16 protein-coding genes are annotated in these 22180 nt (G+C 61.2%); 6 read left to right on the plus strand and 10 right to left on the minus strand.

The window, feature by feature from the left end; genetic code table 11:
* Positions 1-275: 275 nt before the first annotated feature.
* Positions 276-1571, plus strand: coding sequence for a glycine-betaine demethylase subunit GbcA (gene gbcA, locus ACVHNU_RS22640; protein WP_003228971.1), 1296 nt, complete (start codon positions 276-278; stop codon positions 1569-1571).
* A 122-nt stretch (positions 1572-1693) separates the two neighbouring features.
* Here the strand turns inward: gbcA and ACVHNU_RS22645 are convergent, their stop codons facing one another.
* The 9 genes from ACVHNU_RS22645 to ACVHNU_RS22685 form a co-directional block, all read right to left on the minus strand.
* On the minus strand, positions 1694-2938 hold the full coding sequence (locus tag ACVHNU_RS22645) for a metallophosphoesterase family protein (RefSeq protein WP_473018337.1): 1245 nt from the start codon (positions 2936-2938) through the stop codon (positions 1694-1696).
* Positions 2939-2963: 25 nt separating this feature from the next.
* A complete protein-coding gene (locus ACVHNU_RS22650) occupies positions 2964-4832 on the minus strand; it encodes a c-type cytochrome (protein WP_338800183.1) in 1869 nt (622 codons plus the stop codon).
* A 198-nt stretch (positions 4833-5030) separates the two neighbouring features.
* Entirely contained in the window at positions 5031-8483 is a 3453-nt protein-coding gene (locus ACVHNU_RS22655; protein WP_473018338.1) for a GMC oxidoreductase, read from the minus strand.
* Positions 8484-9557: 1074 nt separating this feature from the next.
* The gene (gene etfB, locus ACVHNU_RS22660) at positions 9558-10328 is read right to left on the minus strand and encodes an electron transfer flavoprotein subunit beta (RefSeq protein WP_473018339.1); all 771 of its coding nucleotides are present in this window, start codon (positions 10326-10328) and stop codon (positions 9558-9560) included.
* Between the two features lie 10 nt (positions 10329-10338).
* The gene (gene etfA, locus ACVHNU_RS22665; RefSeq protein WP_262141316.1) at positions 10339-11559 is read right to left on the minus strand and encodes an electron transfer flavoprotein subunit alpha; all 1221 of its coding nucleotides are present in this window, start codon (positions 11557-11559) and stop codon (positions 10339-10341) included.
* Positions 11559-13508 carry a dimethylglycine demethylation protein DgcB gene (gene dgcB / locus ACVHNU_RS22670; protein WP_473018340.1) on the minus strand — a complete coding sequence of 650 codons (1950 nt, stop codon included), beginning with the start codon at positions 13506-13508 and terminating at the stop codon, positions 11559-11561. Before dgcB ends, etfA begins: the two co-directional genes overlap by 1 nt.
* A 162-nt stretch (positions 13509-13670) precedes the next feature.
* Positions 13671-15731: a dimethylglycine demethylation protein DgcA gene (gene dgcA / locus ACVHNU_RS22675; protein WP_003228979.1), complete on the minus strand. Its 2061-nt coding sequence runs from the start codon at positions 15729-15731 to the stop codon at positions 13671-13673.
* A gap of 15 nt (positions 15732-15746) precedes the next feature.
* Positions 15747-16277, minus strand: coding sequence for a DUF5943 domain-containing protein (locus ACVHNU_RS22680; protein ID WP_003228980.1), 531 nt, complete (start codon positions 16275-16277; stop codon positions 15747-15749).
* 214 nt (positions 16278-16491) lie between these two features.
* Positions 16492-17469: a dipeptidase gene (locus tag ACVHNU_RS22685; protein ID WP_007962626.1), complete on the minus strand. Its 978-nt coding sequence runs from the start codon at positions 17467-17469 to the stop codon at positions 16492-16494.
* A gap of 234 nt (positions 17470-17703) precedes the next feature.
* Here ACVHNU_RS22685 and ACVHNU_RS22690 point away from each other — a divergent pair, with 234 nt between their 5' ends.
* The 3 genes from ACVHNU_RS22690 to ACVHNU_RS22700 all read left to right on the plus strand — a co-directional run bounded on the left by ACVHNU_RS22690 (position 17704) and on the right by ACVHNU_RS22700 (position 18977).
* Positions 17704-18105: a lysozyme inhibitor LprI family protein gene (locus tag ACVHNU_RS22690; RefSeq protein WP_003228981.1), complete on the plus strand. Its 402-nt coding sequence runs from the start codon at positions 17704-17706 to the stop codon at positions 18103-18105.
* 103 nt (positions 18106-18208) lie between these two features.
* Positions 18209-18532: a helix-turn-helix domain-containing protein gene (locus ACVHNU_RS22695; protein WP_400508882.1), complete on the plus strand. Its 324-nt coding sequence runs from the start codon at positions 18209-18211 to the stop codon at positions 18530-18532.
* Between the two features lie 28 nt (positions 18533-18560).
* Positions 18561-18977 carry a DUF3010 family protein gene (locus ACVHNU_RS22700; RefSeq protein WP_003228983.1) on the plus strand — a complete coding sequence of 139 codons (417 nt, stop codon included), beginning with the start codon at positions 18561-18563 and terminating at the stop codon, positions 18975-18977.
* Positions 18978-19113: 136 nt separating this feature from the next.
* On the opposite strand, the gene ACVHNU_RS22705 is transcribed toward ACVHNU_RS22700, so the two are convergent.
* Entirely contained in the window at positions 19114-20058 is a 945-nt protein-coding gene (locus tag ACVHNU_RS22705) for a GlxA family transcriptional regulator (RefSeq protein ID WP_473018341.1), read from the minus strand.
* Between the two features lie 206 nt (positions 20059-20264).
* Here ACVHNU_RS22705 and ACVHNU_RS22710 point away from each other — a divergent pair, with 206 nt between their 5' ends.
* Entirely contained in the window at positions 20265-21209 is a 945-nt protein-coding gene (locus ACVHNU_RS22710; protein ID WP_103484866.1) for a choline ABC transporter substrate-binding protein, read from the plus strand.
* A 75-nt stretch (positions 21210-21284) separates the two neighbouring features.
* Positions 21285-22172 (plus strand): 3-dehydrocarnitine:acetyl-CoA trimethylamine transferase CdhC, encoded by an 888-nt coding sequence (gene cdhC / locus ACVHNU_RS22715; protein WP_473018342.1) that lies wholly within the window; start codon positions 21285-21287, stop codon positions 22170-22172.
* Positions 22173-22180: the final 8 nt, after the last annotated feature.

The following is a 22180-nucleotide window of genomic DNA, read 5'->3' on the forward strand; positions in this document are numbered from 1 at the left end:
TCTCCACGGCCGACTGTCGGCCTTCATGTGGCGATTCTGCGTATAGCGTGAACCGTCCGTTTACCTATCCGCGACATCGGCATGCTTATCGCGACCAGCCCCCAACCACCGGGGGTTGCGCGTCGGGAACAGATTGCACCATGTCGCCCATGGATAAGGTTCCGCCCAGCGCCGGCCCCACACTCGCCTCACATCAAACAGTTTCTTTACACCTTGCGTAGCAACCCTGATCAGCCACTTTCGCGGCCACGCAGATGGCCTTGAGGAATACATCGATGGACGTCACCGCAAAAATCAGCCTGGGCGATCCGCTGGAACCCGCACGCAAGGCCACCGCACAGATGCTGCAGGAGCGCGAGCGCACCTTTTCCCTGCCGCAGCCGTTCTACAGTGACGAGCGCCTGTTCGATATCGACATGCAGGAGATCTTCCAGAAAGAGTGGTTGATCGCCGGCATGACCTGCGAGATCCCGGCCAAGGGCAACTACCTGACCCTGCAGGTCGGCAAGAACCCGATCATCGTCATCCGTGGCGCCGACGGCGTGGTCCACGCCTTCCACAACGTCTGCCGCCACCGTGGCTCGCGCCTGTGCACCAGCGACAAGGGCAAGGTCGCCAAACTGGTCTGCCACTACCACCAGTGGACCTATGAGCTGGACGGTCGTCTGCTGTTCGCCGGCACCGAGATGGGCGCCGACTTCGACATGAAGCAGTACGGCCTCAAACCGGTGAACGTGAAGACCGCTGGCGGCTACATCTTCATCAGCCTCGCGGAGAATCCGCCGGCCATTGATGACTTCCTGTCGACACTGAACCACTACATGGAACCGTACGACATGGAGAACACCAAGGTGGCGATCACCACCACCTTGATGGAAAAGGCCAACTGGAAACTGGTGCTGGAAAACAACCGCGAGTGCTACCACTGCAACGCGTCGCACCCGGAACTGCTGAAAACCCTGTTGGAGTGGGACGACGTCACCGACCCGCGCGCCGATCAGGCGTTCAAGGATCACGTCGCCGCCTCCGCCGCGGCGTGGGAAGCCGAGAAGATCCCTTACGCCCACGCCAGTTTCGGCCTGCGCAACCGTATCGTGCGCATGCCGCTGCTCAAGGGCACCGTGTCGATGACCCTGGACGGCAAACAGGGCTGCGCCAAACTGATGGGCCGGATCAAGAACCCCGACCTCGGTTCGATGCGCATCCTGCACCTGCCGCACTCGTGGAACCACTGCATGGGCGACCACATCATCGTCTTCACCGTGTGGCCGATCAGCGCCCAGGAAACCATGGTCACCACCAAATGGCTGGTGCATAAGGACGCGGTCGAAGGCGTGGATTACGACGTCGAACGCATGCGCCAGGTGTGGGACGCGACCAACGATCAGGACCGGCGTCTGGCCGAAGAGAACCAGCGCGGGATCAACTCCACCGCCTATCAGCCTGGGCCGTACTCGAAGACCTATGAGTTTGGCGTGGTCAACTTCGTGGATTGGTACAGCGAGCGGATGCTCAACAACCTTGGGGCCGAGCCGGCGCCGTACCTTAAAGGGGTGCCTGTCCAAGGCTAAAAGCAAAAGCTTCGCGAGCAAGCTCGCTCCCACAGGGACTGGCGGTGTACACAAATTCTGTTATCACCGCCGACCACTGTGGGAGCGAGCTTGCTCGCGAAGAGGCCGGTCCGGTCACCGCCTCACTTGGATGACCACCTCACACTGCCATCCTCGCCAATAAACTCCTCAAAAATATCCTCCCCCACCAGCCTGATTTTCGCGTAGCCATTCAACACCCGCAGCGGATACGCCGGATCGTTGGCATCCTGCGTCTCCGACCACAACACCCGAGAATGCCCGTCCAGCTCGCTGGCGTTGCCGTATGGAATCGCCCCGTGCCCGGCGCAGCGCGCATGCAAACCGCCCTGTTGTGCGTAGACGATGCCGTTGTGCAGATGTCCCCAATACCAGTAATCCGGCTCGCGCCCCAGGGCATCGCACACCGGTTGATACAGCGCGGTCTTGTTATGCCCGGAAATGTCGAAACCCTGATGATGGCTGAGCACCATGATCTTTTTGCGTTTCGGCAGGCCTTTCATCCAGACGATCTGTGGCTCGTTCAGGGTGCCATCCATGTACAGGTTCATCGCATCCGAGGCGTAGGCCGAATCGAGGCCGACCACCAGCCAATCGTCATTGATCAAGGCGAAATAACTGGTGCCCTGCTGCCCCGGAAAGCGCTTGGCCAGTTCCTTGAAATAGCCGTGGGCGCCGCTGTACATCTCGTGGTTGGAGTTGAGGGTGAACGAGCCGTGGCTGCCCATCGGCCAACCGGCCATGTCGACGTCTTCCTGCGAGTGGCTGCCGGCGTAGTAGACGTCGCCCAGATGGATGGTGAAATCGGCCTGGGCCAGTTGCATCTGGTTGGCGACTGAAACCGCCGGCGCATGACTGTCAAAGGGGCCGGTGCCCCAGTCGCCGGCAATCGCCAGGGTCACGTCGCGCTCCATCTGCACCACCGCCGGATCGGTGCCGAAGGTCGCGTGGTGACGCAGGTTTTCGATCCATTTCAGCAGCGCCTCGCTCCACAGCAGATCGAGCAGTTCCCACTTGCGACAACCCAACAAGCTGCCGTCCTTCAGCACCCGGGTTTGCAGCTGATCACTCGACTGCGGCAAAGGCGCAGCGTTGCCGATGCGCAGGATCGACAGGCCATGGGACAACTCCCACGGCACCGCCGGTTCGTCGCCCGGCAACTCGCCGTTTTTCAGCACGTACTGCGCCTGATCGTGACCACGCTGTAGCAACTTGATAATGGCCTCGAACTCCTTCGGTTCAAGTTCGCTGATGAGCTTCATCCAGGCCATTTCCATGCGCGTGAACAAGCCGTGAATGCGCACTTTGACCTTGTCGTATTCGTGTTTCAGATGACCGACCGCTGACATGGCGTATTCCTCTATCCGTAAGGGCTCACAGGGTTTTCATGAATTCGATCAACGCACGCTTGTCGTCATCCGACAGCTGCGTGCCATACAAGTGACCGGTGTTGTGGTTGCCCTCCAGCCGCGTGTCGTATTTGAAGTCCGCCGAGGCCTTGGCCTGGGCGCCGCTGGTGACGAAACCGACGTTGACCGGGTCGTAGACGTCGGACCCGGTGATGAACACCACCGGACGTTTTTCCGGCGGTTGCAACAGATCCCACAGGGTCGGTACCGAACCGTTGTGCAGATACGGCGCGCGCAGCCAGATGCCGTCGGTCGGCGTGTTGCTGTAGCTCTGGGTCTTGCGATAGGCACCGAAGTCGAACGGTGGTTTCTTGAAGGTATGGAACGCCGTCACCAGACCGGTGGTAAACGAGTCCAGCCGATGCGGATCGGTGCCGAGCTGATCGATGTTGGTGGTGACCTGCCCGGTGTCGGCACGCCCGAAGTCATGGCAACCGGCGCAATTGGCTTCCCAGATCGGTTTGCCCTGCGCGACTTTCGCTTGATCCAGCGCCCACGGCCACGCCGGCGGCTTGTGCCCGAGCAGCCAGTTGGTCACCCGGTTGAAGCTCGGCGGCAGCACCGATTCCGGGGTCGCGCCCACGGCCATGGCGGCGGCGTAGTTGCGCTCGTGGATCTTGTTGTTATTGCCGTCCCAGTGCAGGTACATCGATTCCCGCGGTTTCTGGTTCCACACTTGCGGCAGGTCGACGGTGCCGATGGTCGAGTCATCCGGGAAGCCGAACACCACCATTTTCGTCGGGTTGAAGGTGTCGGTGCGACCCGGCCCCTGAGCGGGCCGCAACTTCTGCCAGGCATAGGCCTGTTTCTGTTTGAGCAGCGCGCTCTTGGCCATCGGGATGATCAGGTAGCGGTTGTAGAGCTTCTCGAAAAAGCCCAGCTGGAACTTGCTGTTGATCGCCGCCATCACCGCGTCGGTGGTGAATTTCGGATCGCTGGCGCAATCGTAGGCGTACCACTGGAAGGCTTGCAGTTGCAGGGTGTTGGCCGGCGCGCTCGGCACATTGACCGCGACGTCGCTGGCATTGGCCCGGTAGGAGCCGGTGTGGCACAGCGCGCAGTTCGGCTCTACGGTCGGGTAACCGATTTGTCGCTTGGCCATGCCGATCGGCAGGTCCTTGCCGTTCTCATAGAGAAAGCCGAACACTTCCCAGCCGCCGGGTTTGGGCATTTTTTCCGGGCACATCTGCGGCAGCACGGCGAACAGGTAATACGGGATCCGCGCTTCGATGCCCAAGCCGATGGCGGCGTATTTGTAGTGGTCTTCGTCGGAGGCGTATTCCTGCTCCGGCACCACGCGCAGCATCTGGTACCAGGTTTCGTAACCGATGAAACCCAGTAGCGCCACCACGATCAAGGTGCCGACCTTGAAGGCGTGGCTCTGCCATTGCCGCGCCCAGGCCGCGCGCCACTCGCGCCAGCCATCGCACAGCAACGCCCATGGTCGGTGCTCGGGCGTGGTGCCCAGGTACAGCAGAATGCCGAGGATCAGAAAGAAGCTCAGATCGCCCATCAGCATCGGCACGAACACCGAACCCTGAATGCTCGTATTGATCAGGTAAATCCAGAACACCACGGCGATCAGCCGCGTCAGTACGCACAACCAGGAATGCACCACGTAGCGCGGCGCGTTGAAGCCCGACGGCATGTAAAACACGCTGATGCCCACCAGCAGCATCCCGGCGTTTTCCAGCCACGGGTCGGAGAGTTGCGGCGGCAGGCCGACCACCGATGTCAGCAACCCCGGCGCAAACAGCGCCGGGATCGCGAACACCATGTTCATTGCAATGCCGATCCAGATGAAGCGTTGAAACCAGCGGATACAGGTATCCATGTCATCCATTTCCTTGTGCAGACCTTAGGAGAGTCCCTCTGTGTGATGAGCTTTTGTGGCGAGGGAGCTTGCTCCCGCTCGGCGGCGAAGCCGTCGTAAACCCGGCAGATGCGGTGTTTCAGGAAAACCGCACACTCAGATTTTGGGGCCGCTTCGCAGCCCAGCGGGAGCAAGCTCCCTCGCCACAGGAAAACTTCATCAACCGAGGGCCGTTTTCTCCAGGTGTTCAAGGATGATCGGATACACATCCACCACCGCGTTCTTGCCGAACATGCAGTCGATGTGGCCGTAGCCCGGCACCACATGCCGGCTGTAGCGCTCCGGCCCGTGGACTTCGCAGACTCGCTGGTAAGTCTTCAGCGTGCTTTCTGGCAGGTAACACTGGTTCTCCGCACCGCTGATAAAGCAGATCGGCATACTCAGCCGGTCGAAGTGCGGCATGTACACATCGTTGCCCTTGAAATCCACCAGGTGCCCTTTGCGCACGATCAGCGCCAGGTGCTCGAAGGTCTCGATGTTCGACTCGCCGAACAGTTCGTGCAGGTTGTCGTGCAGGGTTTCGTTGAGGGTGTCGTGGCGATACAGCGAGGCGTACATGAAGGTGATGCGGTGGCACACAGGATTGGTGCAATAGCCCTGCGCCTCGATCCGCGCGTAGCCGTTGAGGGCTTTGTCGTAGAGGCGGTTGAACCAGTTTTCCTTGCTGTCGGCGTAAGCCGTCATCGATTTGATGCCGATCGCATCGAGCATGCCCGGCAGGTGCAGACCAGCCTTCAGTCCCGTGGCAGTGGCGACCACGGTGTCAGCGGCAATCTGCGAGCAGACCACCGAACGCACGCCCTGCAGCCCTGCCAGCAACGACATGAAGAACGTGGTTGCGCCGTAGCAATGCACCACGCACTGCACGTCTTTGGCCTGGGTCTCCTGCTGAATTTGCGCGATGGCAGCCTTGAAGTCGTATTGGGCAATCTGGTCGCCGTTCCATTCTTTCTTGCTCGCCGGCAGCAGAATGCTCACGCGGAAATCCAGTAGCCACACGTCGTAGTCGTGCTTGCACAGGTACTCCAGCAGGTTGGTCTGGATGGTGTCGGTGGAAAAGATATTCGAACCGACACCCAGGCCATGCACCAGCATCACCGGGCCTTTGCTGCCGGCCTGATAGCGGGTCAGGCGCAGTTCGACGCCGTCCTCGGTGGGGAAGAAATGCACCGCCGGGGTCGGCGCATCCAGCGGCCGTTTCAACCGTGGCGGCGCGTCGGGATTGAAGTAGACATCACCGGCAAACACTCCGCCGTAACTCTCCCAGAGGATTCCGGCGAAGAACTTGCCGAAGCGCGCCAGGCCTTCGATGCGCTCGCGCTCGTTGCGCGCGTTGAGCACTTTCATGGTGGTCATCTGCTTGGCGAAATCGGTCGGATGAATGTGCATCACCCCGGAGCCGATCACCTCGCCGCTCTTGTCCGGCCCGCGATAAAGCGTCACGTAAAGGGTGCTGGTGTCGTGCCAGATATTCAGCACGCCATTGTCTTCCGGCACAGTCTTGAATGCGCTGAAGAAATAGTCGTTGCCGTCCTCGGCGGTCAGTTTCATGTCGTATTTCATGTGGCGTGTGTCGACCTGCTGCTCGAACTGCTCGAACAGGTTGAACACGCCATTGCTGGCGGTCAGCGGATGTGGCGACAGTGCCGGAGCGTTCACGGTGCCGACGATAGTCGCGGCGTGTTCCGGTTCCTTGATCATCCGGTTCAGGTCATTGGCGGTGATGGTCAGGGTGAAGTCGATCGGCGAATTGTCCGCCTCGCCGCGTTTGGCCGCCGCTTCGTAGACTTTCAGATCGGTGCTTTGCGCGGCGGTGAAGGCCCGGGAGAAATAGCCTTTCATGGTCTCGGTGAACTGCACGCCGAGAGTCGGTGGTGCCACCTGTTTGCGCGGTGCCGACGGCAGCGTGTAGTCGATCTTCCAGCCACGGTCGGCGGCCAGCAGGCCCATGTTGCGTTCACTCACGGCGGAGATGGTCAGCAGCGGATTGACCGCCAGCGAGGTCGGGATCACCGCGCCGTCGGTCACGTACAGGCTGGCGTAGACATCAATGCCGTTGGCGCCGCTGAACACCTGGCCCTTGTGATTGACCACGCCTTGCGCGGCGTCCTCGCCCATCACGCAACCGCCCAGCGGATGCACCGAGACGATGCTGTGCTTGAGCAGTTGGGTCCAGATCGGATTCTCGACCCAGACCCCGCCCAACGCCTTGGTGCTCTGGTACAGACGTTCGTTGCCGAGCTTGAAGTTTTCCTGTTCGCCGACACCCGGCCAGTCGATACGCAACTGGTCCTTGTTGTCGAGAAGCATCCGGCCCTGGCCGCTGTCGTGGCTCATGATCAGGTAGGTCTGCATGTTGTGCAGCGCGCCGTAATACGGGCCACGCAGGAAGCTTTCGGCTTCGCGTTCCTTGTAGCCGAGCTTGCCGCTGAAACTGTCGTCAGTGGCCACACCGATCATCTCGGCAAACCCGGCCATCGCCGGCACCATCGGCCGGCCGAGGGCGCCAGGGATCGAGCCTTCCTCGATGACCATGCGGCTGCGCCAGTCACCTTCGGTGCGCATGTCGATGATCGAGGTGATGCACGGGCCGACCGGGTGCAGTTCCTTGGCCGAATGCGCACCGAAGCCGATGCCGTTGATGGTCTGCTCGCAGTTGTGGCCGAAGCCGAGAATGTCACCGTTGCCGCTCATGTTCTCGCCGAGCTGACCGGACATCACCAGGCCCTTGTCCCGCGAGCGCAGAAGAATCTCGGTCGAACCAAGAGTGCCGGCGGAGACCACGACGATATCGGCCTTCACAAACAACGTTGGCGCGTCGAATTTCTCGCGACCACTGTCGAGATACTGGAAGTGCACGATCCAGCCATCGCCATCGCGTTCCAGATAGCGCACCTCGGCCTGACAGAAAATCTCCGCGCCGTGGTTCCAGGCGTCCGGCAGATAGTTCATCAGCGTGGTGTTCTTGGCTTTGTTGTTACAGCCCGAGACACAGTCGCCACACTGATTGCACGGCAGCTGTTCGACGCCGACGTGGTTGAGGTTGTTCGGCAGTTTGTCGAAGGTCACGTTGATCGGCGGCTTGTAGAAATGCGCGCCCTGCTTGAGGTAGTCCGCAGACTTTTTGTTGGCGTCGAGCTTGGGCAGGTTCGGCGCGTTGTTCGGGTACGGATTGGGCTTGAGCATTTCCCGGGCGCGGGCGTAACCGTCCTTGAGCAAGGTGTCGCGGTGTTCGCGCACGGCTTGAGGCCAGCGTGGGTCATCAAATACCCCGGGCTCGGGTTCAAGCGCGACGTTGGCATTGATCAACGATGTGCCGCCGAGGCCGCAACCGACCACCACGTTCTGCTGCGCATTCACGTGCAGGTCGAACAGTCCGGTGCGCGAACCGATATGGCCGTCGGGGTCGTGCACCTGCAATTCTTCGGTCGCGGCAATCATCGTGTTGGGGTATTCGCCGGGCTGGATCTCCCGGCCCCGCTCCAGCAGGCACACCTGCTTACCCGCCCGGGACAGGCGCGACGCAGCAATGCCGCCGCCATAACCGGAGCCGATGACAATGACGTCGTAGTGTTCCTTGATCTCGCTGATGGGCGTTGCGATGCGTGTCATGAGACTGATCCTTTCTCAGGCTGATGGGGCAACTCTGCGGTTGCCTGCAATCAATGGGCGAACGAGCACCTGGCCTCCGGGGCAAACCCGGCGACAGCACAGCGGTATGAACAGGAATCGACGCTACAGGCGAGCGTGTTGATTGGCCGCACGACGTAACGTGCGCTTGCGTGGCGAGGGGGTCGGGCGATGTGGCCGGCTATCCATCATGCGTTCTCCCAGAACCAGATGTGGATAAGTGATAGCGATCCTTGTGCAATGTCCAGTGAAGACAGGCACCGCATCCAAGTCAAGGCAACGCCTTAGAACTGTATGAAATCTGATCAATTGCTGTTTGGACTATGCCTGGCGGGGCCTGCAGGGTTTGGCGAACAAGTTATCCACATAGCCACCCACAGCAAATGGGGGTAACTGTGGATGAGTGGAAAAATAACTGGCTGATTTGTGAAGAAAAATCGTGACTTATCCAGAAGGACGGATTGCGCGCCGGATTGGCTGTTTTTTAATCAACACCCTGCAAGCCACGTTTCACTTGACCTGTAGAGGATGGCGAACACGTTATCCACAGAAGCGCCAACAGACTTCGGGGGTAACTTTGCGGATGCTGTGGAAAAGCGGCGGGAGCTGTGTGAAATCGGGGTTTGCGCAGGAAATATCAGCCTGAAAAGCCCAATTGATCACTTATTGAACAAATCTCTACAGACCACGTTTTATATGGCTTGCAGCGGACAGCGAACATCTTGTCCACAGAAGCGCCAACAGAGATTGGGGGCAACTTGCAAAGTTATTCAGGAGAAAAAGCCCGGAAAAACCGTGACTTAGGTTGGTCGTTTTTTAACCGGACGGCTACAGGGCTTGATTGGCGTGGGGTCTGGGGATGGGCGAACACGTTATCCACAGATCCGCCAACAGGGATTGTGGGTAAACACACTGAGATCTGCTGCCCCCTTAACCAATGTGGGAGCGGGCTTGCTCGCGAAAGCGGTGGGTCATTCAACTTTGATGCAGCTGAAACGACGCTTTCGCGAGCAAGCCCGCTCCCACAGGGGGTGTTCAGTGTCTGGAGGATTGTGGCTAGCGGACGACGCCTTCTTCGATCAGGAGTTTGAGAATCGCGTCCGCCCCGGCCTGCGCGGTCACGCCTTTGAGCACCTGCCCACCGCCGCCACTCGCTTTGGCGGTGGCAGCTTTCATCCGGTCAGCGCCGCTCTTGGCCTTGATCACCTTCAGGCGTTTCGGCCTTGGCTTGGCCGGTTGCAACGTGGCAACCGCCAGCAATTCATCATCCAGCACCTCCACGTCTTCGGCGTTCAACACGCCACGCTGCGCCGGGCCATACGCACTCTGCCGCGGCTTGGGCGCGGCGTTATCCACAGTCGCCAGAAACGGCAAGCGCACCTTCAAACGCCGCCGCTGCCCACGGGGCAAGGCTTGCAGCACCAGCGCCGAGCCGTCGGTGATCGACTCGACCTGCGCCAGCCCCACCACCAACGGCCAGCCCAGCCCTTCGGCGAGCAGGAACGGCAACATGCCCGAGCCCTCACCTGTTTCCGCCTGAGTGCCGGTCAGCACCACCTGTGCGCCAGCCTCGCGCAGATACGCGGTCAGCGCCGGCAAGGCGTCGGCGCCAGCGGGTTGCTCCAGCACATGCAGCTGTTCCAGGCCCATGCCCAGATAGGCGCGCAGCGCCGGTTCCGCGACATCCCCGGCATGCAGCACTTGCAGGTTATCCCCAGCCAGTTGCAGGCCCAGTTCCACGGCGCGGGCGTCCTGTTCGGCGCGGCGTGGCCGGCCCGACGTCGGGTGCGCACCGATGGAAACCAGACTGATGATCTTTGTGCTCATAACCCGTTCCTTAAGCCGCATCGCGCTTGGCTTCGTTGCGGTAAGCCGCTACCGCCGCGATCAACGCCTGAAGAATTTCTGCGCTTTCGCCAATCACCGAAAGATCGGCGCGTTTGATCATGTCGCAACCGGGGTCGAGATTGATCGCCACCACCTTGTCGCAGGCACCAATGCCCTGCAGGTGCTGGATCGCCCCGGAGATACCCACAGCCACGTAAACCCGCGCGGTGACCCAGGTACCGGACGCACCGACCTGCCGATCACGCGCCATGAAGCCGTCGTCCACCGCCACCCGCGAGGCGCCTTCGGTGGCGCCGAGCGCCGCTGCGGTCTGGTGGAACAGTGCCCAGTCCTTGACCCCGTTGCCGCCGGAGAAAATGAATTCGGCCTCGGCCATCGGAATCGCCGCCGGGTCCACCGCCACCGCGCCAAGATCCTCGATCCGCGACAGGCTGCGCGCAATCGTTGTGGATAACTCCACTGGCAAGGCTTCGTGACGGGTTTCGCTGACCGGTTCTGCGCATTCGGCGGAAGCCAGAATCAAGCGTGCGACCGGCCGCGCCAAATCTTGCAGGCCCGCTCCGGCGCGGCCGATGCATTGCTGATCCTTGACCTGCCACACCCGCGTCGCCGGGCGTTCGCCCAGTGCCGCGGCAAAACGTCGGCCGAGTTCACCGCCACCGCTGCGGCTGTCCGGCAGCAGCCAGTGGCGCGGGTTGAACTGGTTATCCACAGCCCGCAGGCCCTGCACCCGTTGCTCCGGTGCATAACCGCTGAATTGGTCGCCCTCCAGTACCAGCAAACGATCGACGCCGGCCGTGGCGAAGGCGTTCTCTTTGTGTTCGCCAAACACCACCGCCAACACCGCGCCGTCGTTGCCGGCCAGTTGATGAGCGAGGCCGAGCAAGTCGCGGTCGTGGCTGCTCAAGCGACCGCCGACCATGTCCGGCACCACACTGATGTAGAACGCCGGGGCCGGTACCTGATGCAGCGGCAATTGCACTGCAACCGTGGCCGAGCGTTTGACCGCCCCGCCCTGTTGCGCGCCGCTGCGGTCGATACGCTTGATGCCGTTGGGGCCGATGAAACCGATGCCGTGCAGGTTCTTGCGGATGACGCCGTTAGGCCCCATCCAGCTGTGTTGCGCCGGTTGCATCGCCGCGTGCAACGGGTGCAGGCGGTTACGCGCAATCCATTCGGCGCGTGGGTCGCGGCGGATAATGTCGCTCATCAGTGGGCCTCCGCAGGTTCACGTTTGGCCGGTGCAGTCGGCTTGCCTGGCGCGGCGTCTTCGAGCAGCGCGTCGGCCACCAGCTCGGCGATGTCCTTGATCAACGGACGCGGTTCGACCACGCCTTCGAGCATCGCCGTGCACTGTGGACAACCCACGGCCACCAGCTCGGCGCCGGTCTCGCGGATGTCGTCCATGCGCATGTCGGGAATCCGCTGCTTGCCCGGAATATCAGTGATCGGCGCGCCGCCACCACCGCCGCAGCAGCGCGAGCGGAAGCCGGAGCGTTGCATCTCTTTGACCTCGATGCCGAGGGCGCGCAGCACTTCACGCGGCGCCTCGTATTCGCCGTTGTAACGGCCGAGGTAGCACGGGTCGTGATAGGTCACGCTGTTGCCTTTGTGCTGACCGAGATTCAGCGCGCCGGCCTGAATGATTTCCGCCATGTAGGTGCTGTGGTGCTGCACCAGGTAGTTGCCGTCGAACGCGCCGTACTCGTTTTTCAGCACATGGAAGCTGTGTGGATCGCAGGTGACGATGCGGTTGAAGCTGTATTTGGCCAGGGTCTGGATATTGCGTTTGGCGAGCAACTGAAAGGTCGCTTCGTCGCCCAGACGACGGGCCACATCGCCGCTGTCGCGTTCTTCCAGGCCGAGTACGGCGAAGTCGACTTTCGCGGCTTTCAGCACTTTGACGAACGCACGCAAGGTGCGCTGGTTACGCATGTCGAAGGCACCGTCGCCGACCCAGAACAGCACGTCGGTGGATTTCTTTTCGCTAAGCAGAGTGAGGTTCAGATCCGCCGCCCAGTTCATCCGCCCGCCCGGGGCGAAACCGCCGGGGTTGTCGGTGGCGATCAGGTTCTCGAGAACTTCGGCGCCCTTGTTCGGGGTCGCGCCTTTTTCCAGCGTCAGGTGGCGGCGCATGTCGACGATGGCATCGACGTGCTCAATCATCATCGGGCACTCCTCGACGCAGGCGCGGCAGGTGGTGCACGACCACAGGGTCTCGGCATCGACCAGACCGTTGACGATCGGCTGATGCGGATTGCCGCTGTGTTCGCCAATTGGCTTGCCCGGATACGGGCTGCCGGCGAAGTTGGCATCGGTGCCGCCAGCGAGGCCGACGACCATGTCCTGAATCAGCTTTTTCGGGTTCAGCGGCTGGCCGGCAGCGAAGGCCGGGCACGCCGCTTCGCACTTGCCGCACTGCACGCAGGCATCAAAACCGAGCAACTGGTTCCAGGTGAAATCCTTGGGTTTTTCCACGCCCAGCGGTGCGGATGGATCGTTGAGGTCCAGCGGTTTCAAACCGGTGGAGCGACCGCCGCCAAAGCGTTCGGCGCGGCGGTGCCAGGCCAGGTGCAGCGCGCCGGCGAACGCGTGCTTCATCGGCCCGCCCCAGGTCATGCCGAAGAACAATTCCGACACGCCCCACAAAACGCCGAGCCCGAGAATCGCCACGAGCAACCAGCCGCCGAAGTTCTCCGGGAGGATTCCGGCCACCGGCAGGGTCACCAGGAAGAACGACGCGGAGAACGCCAGCAGGCTTTTCGGCAGGCGCATCCACGGGCCTTTCGACAGGCGTGCCGGCGGATTGAGCCGGCGCCGGTAGACGAAGATCGCCCCGACGAACATCACTGCCGTCATCAGCAGCAGCGCATAGCCGAGGATACGGTTATGCAGGCCGAAACCGTGCACCAGAATCGCCAGCACGATCGACGCCACCGCACCACCGGCCGTGGCGACGTGAGTGTTGGCGATGTATTTGTCTCGCGCCACCACGTGGTGCAAGTCGACCATGTAGCGCTTGGGCATGGCGAACAGGCCGCCGAGCAGATCGACCTTCGAGGCCCGGCCCCGACGCCACATGGCCACCCGCCGCAACGCGCCGAGGACACCAAGGCCCAGGGCGGCGAACAACAGGATTGGAAGAAGGGTGTTCAACATGGTGAAGCTCCCAAAGACCTCGGGTCTTGCAGGTCGAGTTGCCTTACTCGGTCACTGTGGGAGCGAGCTTGCTCGCGAAGGCGGACTGACATTCAACATCGATGTCGACTGATCCACCGCTTTCGCGAGCAAGCTCGCTCCCACAGGGTTGTGTGCAAGCCTTTAGAAGTCTTTACACAGTCTGAGCGCGTCGTAGATGGCGGCGTGGGTATTACGCTGCGCCACGCAGTCGCCGATACGGAACAGCAAGTAGCCGTCGCCGGTGGTACTCAGCGATGGCTGCGGCTTGATCGCGAACAAGGCATCGATGTCGATCTGCCCCTTGTTGCGCGAGCCGTCCTTGAGTCCGTAATACAGCTCTTCGTCCGGACGCACGCCGTTTTCCACCACCACCTGATCAACCACCCGCTCCTCTTTGGCGCCGGTGTATTCGTTCTCCAGCACCGCCACCAGCTTGTCGCCTTCGCGGTAGACCTTCTCCAGCATCATGTCACCGGTCATGATCACTTCTTTCGGGTACATGCTGCGGTAGTAAGTCGGGAACGATGTCCCGCCGATGGCCACACCCGGCTTGATATCGTCGGTGACGATCTCGACCTGGCTGCCCTTGTCGGCGAGGAAGTCGGCGACCGACATGCCGGTGAACTCGCAAATGGTGTCGTAGACCAGCACGTTCTTGCCCGGCGCCACCTTGCCGTCGAGCACGTCCCAACTGCTGACCACCAACCCTTCGGCGGCGCCCCAGTGCTCGTTCTGCTCGAGGAACGGATGCCCACCGACGGCCAGCACCACCACGTCGGGACGCAGATCGAGGATGGTTGCTGCATCGGCCGCTGTACCGAGACGCAGGTCGACTTTCAGCCGCGCCAGCTCCAGCTGGAACCAGCGGGTGATACCGGCGATCTGGTCACGCTGCGGCGCTTTCGACGCGGTAGTGATCTGCCCACCGATGAATTCTTTCTTCTCGAACAGGGTCACGTCGTGGCCCCGTTCGGCCGCCACGCGCGCGGCTTCCATCCCGGCCGGGCCGGCACCGACCACCACGACTTTGCGTTTCGGCCCGGTGGATTTCTCGATGATGTGCGGCACGCCCATGTATTCACGGGACGTCGCGGCGTTCTGGATGCACAGCACGTCCAGACCCTGGTACTGACGGTCGATGCAATAGTTGGCGCCGACGCATTGTTTGATCTGGTCGACCTGGCCCATCTTGATCTTGGCGATCAGGTGCGGATCAGCGATGTGCGCGCGGGTCATGCCGACCATGTCGACGTAACCACCTTCAAGGATGCGCGTGGCCTGGTTCGGGTCCTTGATGTTCTGCGCGTGCAGCACCGGTGCTTTCACCACTTCCTTGATCCCGGCCGCCAGGTGCAGGAACGGCTCCGGTGGATAACTCATGTTGGGGATCACGTTGGCCAGGGTGTTGTGGGTGTCGCACCCTGAACCCACGACACCAATAAAATCGATCATGCCGGTGTCGTCGTAATACTTGGCGATCTGTTTCATGTCCTCGTGGGACAGGCCGTCCGGGTGGAATTCGTCACCGCAGATACGGATGCCGACGCAAAAATCGTCGCCGACTGCCTTGCGCACAGCCTTGATCACTTCGAGGCCGAAACGCATGCGGTTCTCGAAGCTGCCGCCCCACTCGTCAGTACGCTTGTTGACGCGCGGGCTCCAGAACTGGTCGATCATGTGCTGGTGCACGGCAGACAATTCGACGCCGTCCAGGCCACCGGCTTTGGCCCGTGCCGCAGCAGTGGCGTAGTTGCCGATCACCCGCCAGATTTCTTCCGGCTCGATGGTCTTGCAGGTCGCACGGTGCACCGGCTCGCGGATGCCCGACGGCGACAGCAGGGTCGGCCAGTGCTCGCCGTCCCAGCGCGAGCGACGGCCCATGTGGGTAATCTGGATCATGATCTTGGCGCCATGCTTGTGCATGGCGTCGGCCAGATTCTGGAAGTGCGGGATGATCCGGTCGTCTGCCAGGTTCACCGATTTCCACCAGCCTTGCGGGCTGTCGATGGCCACACTGGAAGAACCGCCACAGATCGCCAGGCCGATGCCGCCCTTGGCTTTCTCTTCGTAGTATTTGACGTAACGGTCGGTAGTCATACCGCCGTCAGTCGCGTAGACCTCGGCGTGCGCGGTGCTGAGCACGCGGTTGCGGATGGTCAGTTTGCCGATCTGGATCGGCTGGAACATTGCTTCGAAAGCCATGGCGGGTTCCTCGACTTACAACGGCTTGACGGTGAACAGGCCGTCGTCGTGGCCTTCTTCGGAGCCACCGTAGACTTGCTCGGCCACCGTACGAATCTTGCTGCCACGTGCAGCGAGGATCTGATCCATGGCCCCGGCAAACCAGCCGGTGAACATGTAGTCGACCTTGCGCCCGACCTTGCCGTACACATAGACGAATGCCGAGTGTTCGAGCTTGACGCTGGCGGTGCCTTTGTCGAGGTCGATGTCCTGAATCTTGAACAGGCCCCAGCCGCGTTGCGACAGGCGTTTCATGTAGTGTTCGAACACCGCGACGCCTTCCAGGCCGTGGCATTCGGCTTCTTTTTCACACCAGTGCCAGGCGGACTTGTAGCCAGCCTTGTAGAGGATTTCGGCATAGGCTTCGGCGCCCAGCACTTCCTCGATACCCATGTGGTTGTTGACGAAGAAATGCCGTGGCACATAGAGCATCGGCAGGGCGTCGGAGGTCCAGACACCGGTCTCGCTGTCGACTTCGATTGGCAATTGCGGGGCGATCTTGGCCATGGAAACTTAACTCCAGAAAAATTCGTGGTCGGTGCAGAGCAAAGCTTTTGCTTTGCTCTTATAAAAAAGCCGTATGAATGACTTTGGAGCCGTAGCGAGCACGTCGAGAGCAAGGAAGGACCGGAGCGACAAGCGAGACAGTACGGGACGTACGGCGAGTTTGGCGCGAGGACCTGACGCAGCTATCGGCGAGCGGAGTAGGCTCCAGAGTTATTCATTCGCCCCAGACGTCCTTTAGGACGTTCACCCAGTTCTCGCCCATGATCTTGCGCACCACGCGCTCGGAGTGGCCGCGCTTGAGCAGGGTTTCGGTCAGGTTCGGGAACTCGCCGACGGTGCGGATGCCCAGCGGGTTGATGATCTTGCCGAAGCTGGTGAGACGACGGGCGTAGCCCTTGTCGTGGGTCAGGTATTCGAAGAAGTCCTGGCCGTGACCCTGGGTGAAGTCGGTGCCGATGCCGATGGCGTCTTCGCCGACAATGTTCATGGTGTATTCGATGGCTTCGGCGTAATCGTCGATGGTCGAATCGATGCCCTTGGCGAGGAACGGCGCGAACATGGTCACGCCGACAAAACCGCCGTGGTCAGCGATGAACTTCAGTTCAGCATCGGACTTGTTGCGCGGGTGCTCTTTCAGACCCGACGGCAGGCAGTGGGAATAGCAGACCGGTTTTTTCGATTCGAGGATGACTTCTTCGGAAGTCTTGGAGCCGACGTGGGACAGGTCGCACATGACGCCGACGCGGTTCATCTCGGCGACGATTTCGCGACCGAAGCCCGACAGGCCGCCATCACGCTCGTAGCACCCGGTGCCCACCAGGTTCTGGGTGTTGTAGCACATCTGCACGATGCCGACGCCGAGCTGCTTGAACACCTCGACATAGCCGATCTGGTCTTCGAACGCGTGGGCATTCTGGAAGCCGAAGAGGATGCCGGTCTTGCCCTGTTCCTTGGCGCGACGAATGTCGGCGGTGGTGCGCACCGGCATCACCAGGTCGCTGTTTTCGCGGATCAGCTTCTGGCTGGCGGCAATATTGTTCACGGTCGCCTGAAAGCCTTCCCACACCGACACAGTGCAGTTGGCCGCCGTCAGACCGCCCTTGCGCATGTCTTCGAACAGCTCGCGGTTCCATTTGGCAATGATCAGACCGTCGATAACGATGCTGTCGGCGTGTAATTCGGCTGGGCTCATCAGGCGTCCCCTTATTGGCGATTCATGCGCCGAATCGTCTGCCGGCGCTTTGGGGCCAGCATATGCCTCGGTGCCGGGGCGACCGGGTGCAAAAACGACAGGGGAATTGCCGAAAGCGTCAATCCGCGACAAAGCGTCATCAGGCGACCCGACCAGCCACCTGTTCAAGCCCGCAAGCTTGAGCCAGAATCTGGCGCATCTTGGATACACCACTGGATTAGAGCGGCGACATCAATGAAATCGATCTTCCTGGCTTTGGCACTGATTGCGACCGGCGTACACGCCGCCGAAGACACCGACAACAACCCGTGCGACGCGGTGGAAAACGACGTCCAGACCCTGGAATGCTCGACCTACAGCCGCACCACCGCCGAAGACCTGCTCAAGGACAACTACGCCAGCCTCAACGAGCGCATGCAGGCCACCTACGGCAAAAACGCCGCGCAACTGGCCGACATCACCGCCAAACTCAAAACCGCCCAGCAACAATGGCTGAAAACCCGCGATGCCGATTGCGCAGTAGAAGCGTTCCCCGCCACCGAAGGCAGCAAGGCGTTCAAGATTGCGCAGAATGACTGCGTGGCACGGATGAGTGACGAACGGTCGGAGTTTCTGGAGTCGATTGGGCAGGAGTGATCCTGGAAGTTCGGCAACATGCCGACAAACGTTGTTGATTGGCCGACTGGGAAATATAAGTAAAGATTCGAAAATCTTATAAAAGACTTATATTTCCAACGCCATGAATCCACCTGCCGACATCCAGATCATCAAAGATGCCGAGGGCAACCCGGCCTTCGTAGTCATACCCTACGCTCAATACGTCGCACAGAAAATGCAGCCCGATCTGATCCCCCATGAGGTGGTCAGTCGCATGGTCGACGGGGCGACACCGATCCGTGCCTGGCGCGAACACCTGAAGCTGACTCAGGAAGAAGTGGCGAAACGTCTGGGAATTTCCCAGCCGGCGTTCGCTCAACAGGAAACGGTAGCGAAGCCACGCAAGGCAACCCGCGAGAAAATTGCCGCAGCATTCGGCATCACCGCCAATCAGCTTGAGTTGTAGGCTGCCCTCTTTATTCAAAGGAATTCCCATGAACATCTGCGGCATCGAAATCAAAGGCAGCGAAGCGATCATCGCTGTGGCCTCCCTTGACGGTTCGGCCTTGAGCCACGTTGCACTGAACACCAAGAAAATCGCCCTCGACGATGATGACGAGGCGGCCAACGTCAAACGTTTCGCGGCGCAGGTTGCTTCGTTTGTACGCGAGCATTCGATTGACCGCATTGCGATCAAGAAGCGCAGCAAGAAGGGTGAGTTTGCCGGTGGGCCGACCACGTTCAAGATCGAGGGTGTGTTTCAACTGCTGGACGGGTGTGAGGTGACGTTGTTGTCGCCGCAGACGATCAATGCGCAGGCCAAGAAGCACAACTTTGAGCTGCCGGGGACGCTGAACAAGTATCAGCATGAGGCTTACAAGGCGGCGTGTTCGGCGTTGGTGAAGAAGTAAGCGTCCTGTCTGGCAACATAAAACCAATGTGGGAGCGGGCTTGCTCGCGAATGCGGTGGATCAGTCAACTCATGTTTCGACTGACACTCCGCATTCGCGAGCAAGCCCGCTCCCACATTGGGTTTTGGTGCGCCCATCAAGCCTGTACGGTACGCCGGTCTTCCCGGGGGCAGCGGGCGAACTTCGCCCGGTAGCTGCGGGTGAAATACGACGGTGATTCAAAGCCGCAGGCGATGCTGACTTCCAGCACGCTCATGTCGGTCTGGCGCAATAACTGCCGGGCCTTTTCCAATCGCAGACGCAGATAGAAATTGCTCGGCGTGTCGTTCAGGTGCAGCCGAAACAAGCGCTCCAGCTGTCGCCGCGTCACCTTGATCGATTCCGCCAGTTGCAGTGTGGTCAGCGGTGGTTCGCTGTGCTGTTCCATCTCGCCAATCACTTGCACCAGTTTCTTGTTGCTGATGCCGTAGCGCGTGGCGACTTCCATGCGCTGGTGGTCTTTGCGCGGACGAATCCGCCCCAATACAAACTGCTCGCTGACCTGAATCGCCAATTGCGGGCCATGGGCCTGGGCGATGAGGTCGAGCATCAAATCGATGGAGGCGGTGCCGCCCGCCGAGGTGATACGCCGCCGATCGATCTCGAACAGCTCCTGGGTCACGCTGAGCTGTGGATAAAATTCCTTGAACGCATCGATGGCTTCCCAGTGCAGGGTCAGGCGATGGCCGTCGAGCAGGCCGGCTTCGGCGAGGACGAAACTGCCGGTGTCGATGGCGCCGAGGGTCACGCCTTCGTTGTCCAGCCGGCGCAGCCAGTGTTCCAGCGTTGGCGTGGCGAACTTCAGCGGCTCGAACCCGGCGACCACCAGCAGCGTCGCGCCCTTCTTCAGCGGCTCCAGCGCCGCGTCGGCATTGACCGACATGCCATTGCTCGCCAGCACCGCCCCGCCGTCAGCGCTGAGCACATGCCAGCGGTACAACTCGCCGCAAAAGCGGTTGGCCACCCGCAGCGGTTCGATCGCAGAGATGAAGCCGATGGCGGAGAACCCCGGCATCAGCAAGAAATAGAAATCCTGGGACATGGGCGCACTCGATTCGCGGGTAACGAGAGGGAGGGGGAGCGTGGCTCGTTGATACGCCGTTTGGCGTCGGCGTTCAAGCGCACAGGTCGCTACAGTGCAACAGCCAGTCGCCGCAGTGCGCTTTCAAGGGCGTCCAGCTGCGTAACTTGGCATCACCGGCGCGCAGATGCCGGAACTCACAATAACGACCTGCCGAGGAACCCGACATGAAACGACTGATCAGCAGCTGCGTTCTTGCACTCAGCGGTACCGCTTTCTTCAGCGCCAGCGTCATGGCAGCCGAACCCGCGTCGTGCCAGAACGTGCGCATGGGCGTGGTCAACTGGACCGACGTGATCGCCACCAGTGCCATGACCCAGGTGCTGCTCGATGGCCTCGGCTACAACACCAAACAAACCAGCGCCTCCCAGCAAATCATCTTCGCCGGGATTCGCGATCAGCGTCTGGACCTGTTCCTCGGCTACTGGAACCCGCTGATGACCCAGACCATCACCCCGTTCGTCGACGCCAACCAGGTCAAAGTCCTTGAAGCACCGAGCCTGAAGGACGCCCGCGCGACCCTCGCCGTGCCGACTTATCTGGCCGACAAGGGCCTGAAAACCTTCGCCGACATCGCCAGATTCGAGAAGGAACTGGGCGGCAAGATCTACGGCATTGAACCGGGCTCGGGCGCCAACACGCAGATCAAGGCAATGATCGCCAAAAACCAGTTCGGCCTCGGCAAGTTCCAGCTGGTCGAGTCCAGCGAAGCCGGGATGCTCGCCGCCGTCGACCGCGCCGTACGCCGCAAGGAGGCCGTGGTGTTTTTCGGCTGGGCGCCGCACCCGATGAACGTCAACGTGAAAATGACTTACCTCACCGGCAGCGACGACGCCCTCGGCCCGAACGAAGGCATGGCCACGGTGTGGACCGTCACCGCGCCGAAATACGCCGAGCAATGCCCGAACGTCGGTCGTCTGCTGAGCAACCTGACGTTCACCGCCGAAGAAGAGAGCCGGATGATGCAGCCGCTGCTCGATCACAAAGACGCCTTCGAATCGGCCAGGCAATGGCTCAAGGACCACCCCGAAGACAAGCAGCGCTGGCTCGACGGTGTGACCACCTTCGACGGCAAACCGGCGGCTGACAACCTGCAACTGACCAGCCAATAACGCACCCCGAATCAACCCTTCGCAGCCTGAAAAAGGGCTGCGAACAGACCCATCACGCCTGAAGGAAACCGCACCATGAACCACGACGTCATCATCACCTGCGCACTCACCGGTGCTGGCGACACGACCGCCAAGAGCCCGCATGTGCCGGTCACCCCGAAACAGATCGCTGCCGCCGCCGTGGAAGCCGCCAAGGCCGGTGCCACGGTTGTGCACTGCCATGTGCGCGACCCGCAGACCGGCAAGTTCAGCCGCGACGTGGCGCTATACCGCGAAGTGATGGAGCGCATCCGTGAGGCTGACGTCGACATCATCGTCAACCTCACCGCCGGCATGGGCGGCGACCTGGAAATCGGTGCCGGCGAGTACCCAATGGAGTTCGGCCCGAACACTGATCTGGTCGGCCCGCTGACCCGCCTGGCCCACGTCGAAGAGCTGCTGCCGGAAATCTGCACCCTTGATTGCGGCACGCTGAACTTCGGCGACGGCGACACCATTTACGTCTCGACCCCGGCGCAACTGCGCGCTGGCGCCAGACGCATTACCGAGCTGGGGGTGAAGGCCGAGCTGGAGATTTTCGACACTGGTCACCTGTGGTTCGCCAAGCAGCTGATCAAGGAAGGTTTGCTCGACAACCCGTTGTTCCAACTGTGCCTGGGCATCCCGTGGGGCGCGCCGGCTGACACCACCACCATGAAAGCCATGGTCGACAACCTGCCGGCCGATGCGGTCTGGGCCGGGTTCGGCATTGGCCGGATGCAGATGCCGATGGCCGCGCAAGCGGTACTGCTCGGCGGCAACGTGCGGGTCGGGCTGGAGGACAACCTGTGGCTGGACAAGGGCGTGCTGGCAACCAATGGCCAACTGGTCGAACGCGCCAGCGAGATCCTCAGCCGCCTCGGCGCCCGCGTGCTGACCCCGGCTGAGGGCCGCAAGAAGATGGGCCTGACCCAGCGCGGCTAAATCATCAC

This window comes from Pseudomonas sp. Ors-4-3C (assembly GCF_055755035.1).

Coding starts and splice junctions, on each gene's coding strand:
- ACVHNU_RS22690 (WP_003228981.1), top strand. CDS start 17,704: ATGAAATCGATCTTCCTGGCTTTGGCACTGATTGCGACCGGCGTACAC.
- ACVHNU_RS22710 (WP_103484866.1), top strand. CDS start 20,265: ATGAAACGACTGATCAGCAGCTGCGTTCTTGCACTCAGCGGTACCGCT.
- etfB (WP_473018339.1), bottom strand. CDS start 10,328: ATGAGCACAAAGATCATCAGTCTGGTTTCCATCGGTGCGCACCCGACG.
- ACVHNU_RS22655 (WP_473018338.1), bottom strand. CDS start 8,483: ATGACACGCATCGCAACGCCCATCAGCGAGATCAAGGAACACTACGAC.
- cdhC (WP_473018342.1), top strand. CDS start 21,285: ATGAACCACGACGTCATCATCACCTGCGCACTCACCGGTGCTGGCGAC.
- ACVHNU_RS22680 (WP_003228980.1), bottom strand. CDS start 16,277: ATGGCCAAGATCGCCCCGCAATTGCCAATCGAAGTCGACAGCGAGACC.
- ACVHNU_RS22700 (WP_003228983.1), top strand. CDS start 18,561: ATGAACATCTGCGGCATCGAAATCAAAGGCAGCGAAGCGATCATCGCT.
- ACVHNU_RS22705 (WP_473018341.1), bottom strand. CDS start 20,058: ATGTCCCAGGATTTCTATTTCTTGCTGATGCCGGGGTTCTCCGCCATC.
- dgcB (WP_473018340.1), bottom strand. CDS start 13,508: ATGTTGAACACCCTTCTTCCAATCCTGTTGTTCGCCGCCCTGGGCCTT.
- ACVHNU_RS22645 (WP_473018337.1), bottom strand. CDS start 2,938: ATGTCAGCGGTCGGTCATCTGAAACACGAATACGACAAGGTCAAAGTG.
- ACVHNU_RS22650 (WP_338800183.1), bottom strand. CDS start 4,832: ATGGATACCTGTATCCGCTGGTTTCAACGCTTCATCTGGATCGGCATT.
- dgcA (WP_003228979.1), bottom strand. CDS start 15,731: ATGGCTTTCGAAGCAATGTTCCAGCCGATCCAGATCGGCAAACTGACC.
- gbcA (WP_003228971.1), top strand. CDS start 276: ATGGACGTCACCGCAAAAATCAGCCTGGGCGATCCGCTGGAACCCGCA.
- ACVHNU_RS22685 (WP_007962626.1), bottom strand. CDS start 17,469: ATGAGCCCAGCCGAATTACACGCCGACAGCATCGTTATCGACGGTCTG.
- etfA (WP_262141316.1), bottom strand. CDS start 11,559: ATGAGCGACATTATCCGCCGCGACCCACGCGCCGAATGGATTGCGCGT.
- ACVHNU_RS22695 (WP_400508882.1), top strand. CDS start 18,209: ATGAATCCACCTGCCGACATCCAGATCATCAAAGATGCCGAGGGCAAC.